This is a genomic window from Balneolales bacterium ANBcel1, from assembly GCA_029688905.1.
Taxonomy (GTDB): domain Bacteria; phylum Bacteroidota; class Rhodothermia; order Balneolales; family Natronogracilivirgulaceae; genus SLLW01.
On sequence record JARULB010000002.1, the window covers coordinates 97142 to 110660 of the forward strand.

A 13519-nucleotide genomic window follows, 5' to 3' on the forward strand; every position below is an offset into this window, starting at 1 on the left:
GTCCAAACCTTCACCCGTCATCAGAAAGCAACGATGTCACTTTCATTTGGATCAAAAAACAGTTTCAGGGAAAAGCTGGCGGAACTTGAGCGCCGGCACGATCAGCTCATTACCAGGAAGAACGAACCGGAAGACAGTTATAACGGGATTTACCGGCGCTATCGCCATCCCGTACTAACGGCCGATCACACGCCGCTTTTCTGGCGCTATGACCTCAACCCCGAGAGTAATCCCAACCTCATGGAGCGCATGGGGATTAACGCCGTGTGCAACGCCGGGGCCATCAAATGGAACGGAAAATACCTTATGGCCGGCAGGGTGGAGGGCAACGACCGCAAATCCATCTTCGGGATGGCCGAGAGTCCGAACGGCATCGACAACTTTCGGTTCTGGGACTATCCGCTGGTGATACCGGAGACCGATAACCCCGATACCAATACCTACGACATGAGGCTGGTGCATCATGAGGATGGCTGGATCTACGGTTTGTTCTGCACCGAGCGCAAGGATCCGGACGCGCCGATGCACGACATGTCGGCCGCTGTGGCCCAGGCCGGCATCGCACGGACAAAAGACCTGGTCACCTGGGAGCGCCTGCCCGATCTGAAAACCAACTCCAAACAGCAGCGCAACGTGGTGCTGCATCCCGAATTTGTGGATGGCAAATATGCGTTTTACACTCGTCCACAGGACGGTTTCATCGACACCGGTTCCGGCAGCGGTATCGGGTGGGCACTGTGCGACGACATCGAAAACCCGGTGGTCGGCGAGGAGAAGATTATCAACCACCGCGCTTATCACACCATCAAAGAGGTAAAAAACGGTCAGGGTCCGGCCCCCATCAAATCAAAGGAAGGGTGGATCCATATGGCCCACGGCGTGCGGGGTACCGCGGCCGGCCTGCGTTACGTTCTCTATGTATTTGTCACCGACCTGCAGGACCCCTCCAAAGTGATCTATGAGCCGGGCGGCTATTTTCTGGCACCCAGCGGTGACGAGTATGTCGGCGATGTGCTGAATGTGACTTTCACCAACGGCTGGATCAAGGACGATGACGGGACGGTGTTCCTCTATTACGCGTCGTCCGATACCCGGATGCATGTGGCGACCACGCACGTGGACCTGCTCCTCGATTATGCCAAAAACACGCCACCCGACGCCATGCGCTCCCACGCATGCACCCTCCAGCGCATCGATTTTATTCGCAGGAATCTGGAATATACCGGCAAATAGCCGAATTGCGGCCTCCTTCGTCCTGCACGGAGGGAACCTCGGCAAACCGCCGCGGCCCGACGCATGGGGCGCGTTATTTCACGAGCAGCATCGCACGGCTTTTGTCCGCATATCCCGGCGCGCGCAGCCGGAAGATATACAAACCGCTGGGCAGGCCCGTGCCGTCGAAGGTAACAGAATAGGTGTCGGCTTCCTGATAGCCGTCGACGAGGCGGCGCACTTCCCGGCCGAGCGCGTCATAGACGTTCAGGATGACCTGACCCGCCTCCGGTAGCGCGTATTGGATGACTGTTGACGCGTTGAACGGATTGGGGTAGTTGCCATGGAGCTCCACGCGGCCGGGGTGCGCTTCATCGAGATGCTCCGGCCCTGCGCTGGTGGCGGTACGATAGACCAGTTCCGCCGGCTCCAGTCCGTCGGCTTCGACGGTGATGACGACCGTACCTCCCGCGCCGGGATCCGGCTCATAGGTGATCACCGCATAGCCGTCCGTGGTGACGACACGGGTGGCGCTCAGGGATCCGGCGCCATCCAGAGTAACATCCACCTGATAGCCGTTTTCTTCGCCGGGAACCAGGCGGCCTTCCGCGTCGCTGACATAGAGCAGGATGTCTGTCGCACCGTTGTCGCTGACGCCATCCGCTTTGCGGAAAAACAGGTTCAGCCTGGAGGCGTCGGTGCCGTTTTCGATGCGCCGGGTCTTGAAGGCGATATCAGGCTGTGGGTCGGGGAGCGAGGTGGTCAGCAGCGGGTGCGTGTTATCGACGGAAGCTCCAATGACGGTACGGACCACGTCGCCGGTCCGGGTGTCGTACCACGCGGTCTCAAACGAACCGTTCTGCAGACCGTTTTGCCGGGCCTGCATTCCGGAGATGTCGCTGCCGGTGGTCCATAGCCACCCGATCGCGACCGTATCGGCCGACAGGCCGAAGGCCTTGGTGCTTTCGCCGGACAGCCCGGAGTCGGTAAACGGGGTCAGCGCGTAGTTGATATCCCGGACATACCGCTCCAGGTTCCGGTAGATCTCCATCCGCTCATTGGTAAAAATGGCGTTCTGGGTATAGTCCCACCAGAAGGGGGTGGTTGCCATGCCCATGGCGGCTCCCGCCCAGAAGGCGTTGTGAAACTCCCGGGTGTATTCATCGCTGCCGGCTTCGGCGAACATGGTGTAATAGCCCGCCTCACCGAGCACTGCGGGCCGTTCGCCAACGTCGATCATCTGGCGGTAGGCGTTGGTGATGTTGTAGAGGCCGTCGCGCACGGCATCGCCATAAGGCCGCGAGTAACCGCCCTGGGCTTCGTAATAGTGGCGGTTGACGATGTCGGGCTGGATATCGCGCCGGTTATAGATGTCGATGCTGCCGTAGGAGGCGGTGGTGGGCCGATTGTAATGGTCATATTCGCGGAAGTACCGGTGCATCCGGTTTGTCCACTCCACGGCGGCCGGCTCGTTGTGCACAAAGCCGGTGGTACCGTGGATTTCGTTGATCAGCTCCCAGATGCCCATGGCGCGGCTGTGGCCCCAGCGGGCAATGATGTAGCGATAGAGCTTCTCCTGAATTTCCCAGGCCTCTTCGGAGGTGTAAAACTCTTCCGGGGTGAAGAGTTCGCTGAAGGGATTTTCATCCAGCCACCGCGAGTGCTCCACGTTCCAGGGAGTGCCTCTAATGCGGAGCCAGTCGTGCGGCCAGATGGCGAGCATGACGTACATGTCGCGCGCCTCGGACCACTCCAGCACCTCATCGATCCGCGCGGCTTTCCGCTCGTCGATATAGCCGAGGCCGGAGTCGTTCGACATCAGCAGGTACCGGCCTCCCTGGTTGCCACCCCCGTCGTAGGTGCTGTTCCAGTAGCCGAAGATGTTGCCGCCGTACTCACGAAAACGATCCAACCCTGTTTGGGAGACCGACCACGGGTAGTAGACCGCCAGGCCATAGAAACTCGTGCTGTCGTGGTGCATCAGAAAGGAGGGATTATCCGGGGAAATGGTGAGCATGCCGGGGTGCTCGGACGCGACAGCCGTGAACTGCCGTGTTTCGCTCTGGTCGCTGCCGCTCATATCGCTCACATGCAGCCGGTACTCCCAGTTGCCGGTCTCCATCGGGGAAAACCGGATCATCCAGGTGTTCCATTCCGGTGCCCCGTTATAAAACCCGAATACCTGGAAGGTGTCGCCGGATGGGGCGTAAAAGGTGGCGCGCAGGTCGATTTCGTCGGGGTCGTACGGATTTTCATAGACGGCATCCCGGATGGTTGCGCTGATGGTGATGGGCTCATAGCGCCGGATGTCACCCGCAGGAAAGCTCCCGCTGACAGAGACGCCCGGAGTAACCGCCGGATCGAACGCGGGGAAACGGATTTCCCGTTCACCGGGATGGATACCGCCGAGGGTGTCGACCGGATTGACCCGGTAATGATAAAAGGTGTTGATCTCCAGGTTCTCATCCAGATATTCGCCGGTTTCACTGGTGCCGACCAGGTTTGCTTCGGATGCCTCGAAATGGCGATCGGTGGAGCGGTGGATATGGTACCGCGATAGCGCGTCGGGGTTATCGGAGCCCCATTGCAGGCGGATGGCTCCAGCCCCGCTGTTTTGAGCCTCCAGACCGGTGATCCGGATGCCGGGCCCGGCGACCCGAAAATCGCGAAACTCCACGGTTCCGTCGTTGGGGGCGGTCGTGCCGCGATCCAGGTAAAACAGCATCTGGTCGAGCGTCTGGCTGAGGGCATGGTCACCGAGCCTCACCATGCGGGTGTGCCAAACACCGTCTCCGGGAATGTCAATAACATGGTCGTCGATACTGATACGCGAGTACCGGGCGCGGATGGTCATTTCGGTATCGATATCCGAACGGACGGTCAGGTACACTCGCGGGGTTTCCGAGGCATCGATCGGCCGGGGAGGGGTGAAGGTGAACCCGTCATTCGCACCACTTTGACCGGTGCGTGTGTATTCGATCACCAGCGCGCCGTCGCCGGTGGCAAGCTGATAGGTTTGCGGCGCGGATGTCTGCCACAGCGGATGAACCTCCCCGTTCCACACCGTGTCGGGCGAGGGCCTGTCGAACGTGTCGAAAAATCCGGAAAGAGGGCTGTCGGCCAGGGCGGGAACGGCCGTGGCAAGCAGCAGGCTCAGCCATGAGGCTGTGATTATCGATAACATACCGGCAGGCCGATAGATCGTTTCTGAAGATATGCGATTCATGAGGGATACGGATTTGGAGGAAAAGAGAGCTAAAAAAGTTTACCATCCCGACCCGGTAAAATCAAATGAATTTACCAATTAGATCCCGGAAAAGACTTACATGATGAACGGCAACGACATACAGCAGTACACCCGCTGCTTCAGGAGACACGACCTGAATGAAACGGCCTCCGCAAATAATTTATAAAATCATTTGAATTTATTATTCAAGTTTGCTTACTTGCAAAGGTAGGCGGGTGGATGTGTGAGAAGCGAAGGAAGACATAATGTATCCAAAGCAAACACGGGGGATTAAAAGAGGAAGCGCTTTTAGTTATCGCCCCGAAACGTTCTGCAGAATGCACAGAGGCAGGTAATTTTGTCCGGACCCGCAAGATGATGCTCATTAGATAGGCAGATCAGCCTCAATCAGTACCCGTTACAAAAAGAACCCTGCGCTCTGTCTGCGGATCGCCGGGTGCTTATTATCTCAAAAGATCTTTTCAAATCATATACACCGCATAGCATGAGAAATACCTTGATTTACATTTTGATTTTTTTTGCAGGATTGATGATATCCGGCTGCCAGACAGACACCGCCCAAAGAACCAGTGATATTGACAGAAAGATCGACTCTGTAATGGCCGGTATGACCATAGCCGAAAAGGCCGGACAGATGACCCAGGTCAACCTGAACCTGATCCTGGATGGTGATTACTATAATGTCGACGGCTCCATTGATCCCGAGCGGCTCCGACATGCTGTCAATGAATATCACGTTGGATCCATTCTGAACAACATCAACATCCCCTATGACGTAGAAACCTGGCATGAAATAATCACGGCTATCCAGGATGCCGCTATGGAAAACCCGAGTCAGATTCCCGTAATCTACGGTATTGATGCCATCCACGGAACCAACTATACCGCCGACGCGACGCTTTTTCCCCACAATATCGGCATGGCCGCATCCCGCAATCCGGAACTGATGTACGAATCGTCGGTGATCACTGCCCGGGAAACCCGCGCTTCGGGTATCCGTTGGAATTTTGATCCGGTACTGGACATCGGACGCAATCCGCTGTGGCCCCGGTTTGAGGAGACGTTTGGCGAGGATCCCCATATTGTGACCGAAATGAACCTGCGCACCATCGACGGGTACCAGGGCAGCGACCTCTCCAAACCTCCGGCCGTTGCCGCCACACTGAAGCATTTTCTGGGATACTCGAATCCGCGCACCGGCCGAGACCGGACCCCGGCCTGGATCCCGGAAATCGAATACCGCGAATACGAACTGCCGGCCTACCAGAAGGCGATCGATGCCGGCGCCGCTACCGTGATGATCAACTCGGGTGACGTCAACGGCGTGCCGGTCCATGGCGATCCCTATCTGCTGACCGAAGTGCTGCGCAACGAACTTGGTTTCGAAGGGGTGATTGTCTCCGACTGGGAGGATGTCAACCGGCTGCATGAGCGTCACAACGTGGCCCCGACGCTGAAAGAGGCGGTACGGCAAGCCGTAATGGCCGGAATCGACATCAGCATGACGCCCCAGGACTTCTATTTTGCCGACTACGTGATCGAACTCTATGACGAAGACCCGGAAGTGGCCGCCAGTGTGGATGCCTCTGTACGGCGTATTCTGCGCCTGAAATTCGAACTGGGCTTGTTTGACAACCCCTACCCGGAGCCGGAAGCGGCTGAAATGTTCGGCCTTGAGGAGTACGCGGAGGTGGCCCTGGACGCGGCCAGGCAGACCATGACGCTTCTGCAGAACAACGGAGGAGTCCTGCCGCTGGACGGCACGGAAACCATTCTGCTGGCCGGGCCCGGCGCCGACAACCTGCCGGCTCTGCACGGAAGCTGGTCGTTCTCGTGGCAGGGACAAGTCCCGGAGCTGTATCCGGAAACCACACGCACCGTACTCGAAGCGCTCACCGCACGTATCGGCAGTGACAATGTCACCAATATCTCGGATCCCGACTACTACGCCGATGCCAATTACGACACCGCACGGTTGCGGCAGGCTGCGGCCAGGGCCGATCACATCGTGCTGGTACTCGGTGAGTTTTCCTATGCCGAGTCACCGGGCTCCATACGCGATCTGGCCATCGATCCGAGGCAGTCGGCACTGGCACTGGCCGCCGCCGAAACCGGCACCCCTGTAACGGTGGTACTTGCGCAGGGCCGACCCCGGATTATCCGTGAGTTCGCCGACGAGGTAGACGCCATCCTGATGGCATACAGGCCCGCCAGCGAGGGCGCCAACGCCATCGTCGATGTTTTGTACGGTGACTGGAATCCGGGAGGGAAGCTTCCGTTTACCTACCCGCGCAATCCTCACGATTTGGTACTGTATGACCACAAATGGACCGAATTGAACTATGAGGATGACGCCGGACAGCCCGAAGTGGGGGGATACGACCCGCAATTCCCCTTCGGACACGGCCTCTCCTACACCACCTTTGGATACAGCGGATTTGAAATTGACCGGGATACGCTTCGGGGAGATGATTCCATCCGGGCATCGGTGATCGTGACCAATACCGGCGACCGTGCCGGTCATGAAGCCGTTGAACTCTATTCACGTCACATGTACCCCTCGATCGTTCCGCCATTGCGGCGGCTGCGCGCATTCCGGCAGATTCATCTCGAGCCGGGGGAAGAGAAACGGGTGGAGTTTGAGATTTCGACAGACGACCTCGCGTATGTCCGCTATGGTGAAGAAAGAGGAACCTACATCAGAGGTATAGAAGAAGGGGAAATTCGGTTCATGATCGGAGGCTTCGGATTTGAGTTTGAGCCGCCGGAAGATCCGGACGAAGCACATGTCTCACGTCCCTACAAACACTCGTTGCCCTTTTATTATATCCCGTGATTTTTTTTCCGCCCGCAGACAGACAACCATTTCTGTTTGCGGGCTCAATCTTATGAATAATCAATCCCGACTGCGATTTTCACAATTTTTTAAAAAAGAGCTTTTTTGTTTGACAATCATCAATCAAATTGATTAATTAGAATATATCTTTTTATATCACTATTGGAGAAAGTGGATAAGCAGGGGGTATATTAAAAATACCTGGCAAGGGTTTCTCAGTTGATAATACTCGTTAAATGATTAGGACGTGGTCCGATATTACGAGGAAAAGCGCTTACAGCATAATACTGCTGATGCTGTGTGTTTAATCAAATTTCAAAACTAATCACGTGCAATATGAACATGTATACAAAATTCTCCTCTTTTCTATTGGTAGCCTTATTGCTGGTCGGATTCAGCAATCTTATGGCACAAGGCACAGGTATCATCAGAGGTACGGTTGTAGATGCGACGAATGGCGAAGAAATGATAGGTGTGCATATCGTGCTTCAAGGTACATCCCGTGGATCGGCAACCAATCTGGATGGTGAGTTTGTGATTCGCAATGTTCCGGCCGGAACCCAGACACTGGTAGCTACATATATAGGATATGAGCCGGTACGTCAGGATGTCGAAGTTATTGGAGGTGAAACCAATATCGTAAACTTTGAAATGCAGTGGATGGGCCTGACCGGGGAAGGGGTGACTATCTCTGCCCAGGCGCAGGGACAGGTAAGTGCGATCAACGAACAGCTCCGCTCCAATACGATTACCAATATCGTATCCGCCGACAGAATACAGGAGCTGCCGGATGTCAATGCAGCGGAATCAATTGGCCGTCTGCCCGGCGTTTCAATTCAGAGATCCGGCGGTGAAGCCAACCGGGTTGCCGTTCGCGGTCTGTCTCCCAAATTCAGCACGGTTTCCGTCAACGGAGTCCGTGTACCCTCTACCGGCGATTGGGACCGCAGTATTGACCTTTCTCTGATTTCCTCCAATATGCTGGATGGAATTGAAGTGATGAAAGCAATCACGGCGGATCAGGATGCAGATGCTGTTGCAGGGGCCATCAACCTTCGGCTTCGGGAAGCTCCGGAACAACTTCAGGTCGACGTTTCCGCCCAGGGAGGCTATACCCGCTTACAAGACCATTATGGAAACTACAAGTTTGTGGGCAGTATGAGCAACCGATTCCTGGACAATCGGATTGGAGTCATTGCAAATTTCAATATCGAACAGTATGACCGAAGTGCCGATAAGTTCAATGCCGGATATGGCCAGCGCGATAATCCGCAAACCGGAGCATCCGAGCTCGTCATTACATCAATGAATGCGATTGAAGATAATGTCGATCGAGGCAGACTAGGTGCGAGTGTTGTCCTGGATGCAAATATTCCCAACGGAAAAATCAATGCAAATGCATTTTTTAACCGTCTGAATAATGAAGGCCGGAGTCGTACCAACCAGATATTTAGCTATGATGACAACCGCCGCCATTATAGTATGAACGAATTCGATAACCAGACTTCCATTATGACAGCGGCACTGGGTATCATGCAGGATTTTGACTGGGTGCAATATGATGCAACGGTTTCAGTGACAGGTTCCAGAGCGGAGAACCCGAAGAATTATGGGTGGGCTTTCAGCCATTATGGCGCAGTGAACCCCTTTACCCGAGAGCAGGGGATGGATCCCAGAGAGGTACTTCCATTTATGATCGCGGATTCAAGCCTGACGGCTTTGAACTCGATAAATATAAGTGGTGTGGAAAGATCCGAAAATCAATATAGTGCCCAGCTCAATCTGCAGTTTCCCGTATCCTACGGCATATTTGACGGTTATTTTAAAACGGGTGGTAAAGTCAATTTTCTGGATAGACACAATGACCAGTACAGCCGTGGTACGGAAGGTATGCATTACGGATTCGCTGCCGCCAGTGAGAACGGAAGGGCGGTCAGAGAGGCCATGGAAATGCTCTCTCCGGATGATTTTAACGGATATGATCTCTATGAGCAAGGCCTGGAGTATGGCTGGGTACCTATTTATGTTTTTGATGATGGATATTCACGTCCGGATTTCATGGAGGGGGATTATCCGCTGGGGTACACGGCTGATCCGAATATGCTCAAGAAACTGACCCATGCACTGGATGACCTGGATTGGGATTTCTTTACCAGAAATGCCGTCGATTCCAGGGGACGGGATTATGAAGGGACCGAACACACCTATGCGGCCTATGTTATGGCCGATTTTAACATCGGAAACTATGTCAGGTTCATCCCTGGATTTCGATGGGAGCGTGATTGGTCCAAATATACCGGTCAGCAGTTTCGTGAAGTAGTCATTAATAACCAGCAAGCCGAACCGGTGGATCTGGCAGAATTGGAAGTTGAGAGAACAAATAATTACTACCTCCCCATGGTTCATCTTCAGTTCTCACCTGTCGACTGGGCCGACCTTCGACTGGCCAGAACAGAGACCTTGCAGCGTCCCGACTTTATGCAGTATGTGCCCATTACCTCAATTGACTCGCAGATGAATTATGCCAGCGCGGGCAATGCCGGTCTCAAACCTGCACATTCGGTCAATTATGATGCGGCGTTATCGTTTTATACCAATGAACTCGGCCTGTTTTCAGTGGCCGGATTCCACAAAACGATCGCCGATCATATCATATGGACCCGGCAGTTTGTGAACCAGGGAGAACTTCCAGATCCTGATCTTCATCTGCCGGATAACTGGCTTTCACAAAATCCGAGACTGGACACCTATATCAACAACCCCCACGACGCAACATACTACGGTGTGGAGCTCGATTGGCAAACCAACTTGTGGTATTTGCCGGGTGTTTTGCAGGGAATAGTCTTGAATCTCAACTATACCCGGATCTTCTCCGATACCAAGTACACCTATTTTCGTCGTGACCAGGTTTGCAACAATTGTGATGATGACGGCAACCTGCTCCCCGGTGAGCGATTTAGAACGTACGACAATATCCAGGTAGCACAAACCCGGGAAGGGAGAATGGTCGATCAGCCGGCTCACCTTGCAAACGTAACCGTGGGTTATGACTACAAGGGGTTCTCAACACGTGTATCCTATCTGTACCAGTCCGACCGTGCAAACTCGGTGGATGCAACTACTCCTGTATTTGATACCTTTACCGGCGAATATTCGCGTATCGATATGTCGGTCAGGCAAAAGCTCCAAATGGGACTTGAGTTCTATGTGCATCTTAACAACCTGCTGAATACCGCCGATCGGAACTTCCAGGGGTCTGTTGGCGGTGATCCGACCTACATAGAGTATTATGGTACTACCGTGGATATTGGTATGCGATATCGTTTCTAATCTTAAACTTAAACCGTGACCAATGATGTGCTTTTTCTGACAAACAAACACTAAATGCTTGAAAGTACAAACAACAACCAATAATAATAACAATAACAATATGGAATTCAATATGTTACGAATAACAAAATTGACCGTCCTGATGTGTCTGGTTGGATCTTTATGGGCCGGCAAGGCATTGGCTCAGGATGATCCACAATACACGGTCTGTCCGACCGACGAGGACATTTGTGAAGTCGAATGGATTCACGATGGTGATATCATCCGTGATGCCCTTCGAAATACCATCGCCAACGATGAAGATCGTCCGGAAGGCCGAATCTACATGCTTGAGCGGGGAGGGATTTACATCAACCTCAACTCCATTGAAAATGATGGTTATCACCTTCGTATCATTGGCTCCATGGAAGGCGCTGGTGAGGCTGGTGATTTTGGGCCACCGGTTATTCAAATGGGTGCCCGGGATGATGGTTCCATCGAAGCCCGTATGATCAATATCCAGGATGATATTACTTTTAAGAATGTTTGGTTCTCTACGGCAGATGAAGAAGGTGGAACGAGTGCCTATGCACCTATGAGTGTGCAGGCGTCGGATATTCGCATGATTATTGACAATGTGATTTTCGAGCGTAATAATTTTGCGCCCATCATTGTCTCCGGTACCGGCACCAAAGCATATATTACCAACAGTGTCTACCGTAACTACATCAATACCTCGCAACAGTGGGAAGGCCGTGGTATTATGTATGAGCAGGGAGCCGATACGCTGGTAATGGAGAACAATACCTTCTTTAATATCGGTCACACTGTCGTGCAATCCGAAGCACGCCCTATCAACTATGTCCTCTTCAATCAGAATACAACGGTTAATGTCGGGCGTACCCTGAACTCAGGTGGTATCTGGCAGGAAGCATATTTCACAAACAACCTGCATATTAATCCGGCCTGGCATGGAGAAGGAAGTGCCGATTATGATGCTCCCGGTCGTGATACCGATTATACCGGCTGGTTTACTATTGGCGAATTGCCGCCACAGTTTGGTGCCGATCTCGGACGTCGAATCGTCTATGCAAACTCCGGACACTGGAGAGACCCGCAGTTCCATGAATTCTATGGAGATACTGTTCGGGCACAGCCGCTCTTTGCCGATACGACAGCGTACTGGTTCAGAGAATGGGATGCCATGGTTGAAGATGCCAACCACTGGCAGAATGATCCCGATCTGGTTTCCTACAGAACCCCTCCGGAGGTGGATCCCAACTATAGGACCCTTGAGGACCTGGTTCCCGAGCAGTGGAAAGTGATCAACCGGCTTCGTGCCAATAACGAATCCTCAACCTGGGATGATGCATGGGTATGGGATCCCGGACGTGATTTCCAGGATTGGAGTCCTGCCGGATTTGTTTATCCGCTTCCCGAGGATTTCTCATATGCTACTGAGCATGACTATTACACCGCAGGTACCCACGGTCAGCCGTTAGGTGATCTGAACTGGTTCCCGGACGCAAAAGCGAATTATGAAGCCAATCGCGATGCCTGGGTGAGTGATATTGAGGCCAAGGCCGGTGGAGAAGTTGATCTCGAGATCGTTGCTACCCTGGAAGCTGCCGATGCTTCAGTCAGCGGTTCCGCTTCTCTGGAAGAGTTTGACGGATTTGGGTGGTACTTCTTTGGGCATGGTGGTATCGAATGGGAATTTGAAGTACCCGATGCCGGTCAGTATGACCTGGAACTTCTTATTCACATGGAAAATGGCGGTATGAGAGCTGTTAACATGTTTGTTAATGATACAGAAATCCATGATCTGAAAGGATGGGGCGAGTATGTCTTTGATACTGACGACGGCGTGCATGCAGGGATCCCGACCAACTCCTGGACATGGGCTTCCATTGTGCAGGATGAAATCGTGGAAGATGGTGCCCTTACACTTCATGAAGGTACCAATACGGTAACCGTCAATGCAGGATGGGGTGAAATCAGCGTTGCTTCACTCCGGGTACTGCCTGCCGGTTCCAGTGAGCCTGTCGCAGAAATGATAGCACAGGAAGCCGCTGTTGAGAGTGGAACCACCTACCGCGGCGCTGCTGAAATGGGTGGAGAAAGACTTGATTTTATTCCAAGAAACTGGCAGATGATCCCGGTTGAAGACGGAAGTGTTTCCTGGAATGTGGATCTTGCCAGCGACGGCCAGTACTTTGTCCGTTTGTTCTATCAATCCGAAAGCGGAGCACAGGAGGCTACACTGACAATAAATGGAGATGACGTGATAACCACTGCTTTGCCTGCTGATAATGCGGAACGCCAAATCTTTGATTCCGATATTTATGCGATGAATCAAGGTTCCAATACGGTTGCCTTTACTTCCAATAGTGGTGATCTGACTATTGAATATGCACAAATATTCAGCTTCAGCACGGCTACTTCCAGCGATAGCGGACCTGAAGTGGTTGATGGCTTCAGACTGAACCAGAACTACCCGAACCCCTTCAACCCTGCGACACAGATTTCATTCGAACTGCCGAATGCAGCGGATGTGCGTCTGGATGTCTACAACCTGATCGGGCAGCGGGTAACTACACTGGTGAATGAATATCGCACGGAAGGCACGCACCAGGTTACATTTGACGGAGCCAACCTGGCTTCGGGCGTATATATCTATCGTCTTCAAATGGGTAACCATGTAGCTGTACGCAAAATGACCCTGATTAAATAAGGGAGGGTCTTTCAGGAGAAGCCTCCAAAACGCGTATGATAGGTATCCCGGCATGCGCGCCTGGAGACAATAGAAGTAGAAGGCCGAAGCGGTGGCAACCGTTTCGGCCTTTTTATTAAAAGCGCTTGCAAATGGGCTTCAGGTTCTGTTATTTAGCAAGTGTCCAAATAACACCTATACA

General features: G+C 53.2%; 5 protein-coding genes. 4 read left to right on the forward strand and 1 reads right to left on the reverse strand.

Going from position 1 to position 13519, the window contains the following annotated elements:
* The first annotated feature begins 33 nt into the window (after positions 1–33).
* Positions 34–1233, forward strand: a complete 1200-nt coding sequence (locus QA596_02665) for a glycosidase (GenBank protein ID MDG5766354.1) — start codon at positions 34–36, stop codon at positions 1231–1233.
* A 73-nt stretch (positions 1234–1306) separates the two neighbouring features.
* Here the strand turns inward: QA596_02665 and QA596_02670 are convergent, their stop codons facing one another.
* Complete coding sequence (locus QA596_02670; GenBank protein MDG5766355.1) at positions 1307–4396, reverse strand: DUF5060 domain-containing protein; 3090 nt, start codon at positions 4394–4396, stop codon at positions 1307–1309.
* A gap of 547 nt (positions 4397–4943) precedes the next feature.
* Here QA596_02670 and QA596_02675 point away from each other — a divergent pair.
* The 3 genes from QA596_02675 (at position 4944) to QA596_02685 (ending at position 13338) form a co-directional block, all read left to right on the forward strand.
* The gene (locus tag QA596_02675; protein MDG5766356.1) at positions 4944–7295 is read left to right on the forward strand and encodes a glycoside hydrolase family 3 N-terminal domain-containing protein; all 2352 of its coding nucleotides are present in this window, start codon (positions 4944–4946) and stop codon (positions 7293–7295) included.
* Between the two features lie 405 nt (positions 7296–7700).
* Positions 7701–10625, forward strand: a complete 2925-nt coding sequence (locus QA596_02680) for a TonB-dependent receptor (protein MDG5766357.1) — start codon at positions 7701–7703, stop codon at positions 10623–10625.
* A 112-nt stretch (positions 10626–10737) separates the two neighbouring features.
* Complete coding sequence (locus QA596_02685) at positions 10738–13338, forward strand: T9SS type A sorting domain-containing protein (GenBank protein MDG5766358.1); 2601 nt, start codon at positions 10738–10740, stop codon at positions 13336–13338.
* The last annotated feature ends 181 nt before the right edge of the window (positions 13339–13519 follow it).

What these genes read in the sequence shown, in the direction of transcription:
- QA596_02665 (MDG5766354.1), top strand. Translation starts at nt 34, where the DNA reads ATGTCACTTTCATTTGGATCAAAAAACAGTTTCAGGGAAAAGCTGGCG.
- QA596_02670 (MDG5766355.1), bottom strand. Translation starts at nt 4,396, where the DNA reads ATGTTATCGATAATCACAGCCTCATGGCTGAGCCTGCTGCTTGCCACG.
- QA596_02675 (MDG5766356.1), top strand. Translation starts at nt 4,944, where the DNA reads ATGAGAAATACCTTGATTTACATTTTGATTTTTTTTGCAGGATTGATG.
- QA596_02680 (MDG5766357.1), top strand. Translation starts at nt 7,701, where the DNA reads ATGGCACAAGGCACAGGTATCATCAGAGGTACGGTTGTAGATGCGACG.
- QA596_02685 (MDG5766358.1), top strand. Translation starts at nt 10,738, where the DNA reads ATGTTACGAATAACAAAATTGACCGTCCTGATGTGTCTGGTTGGATCT.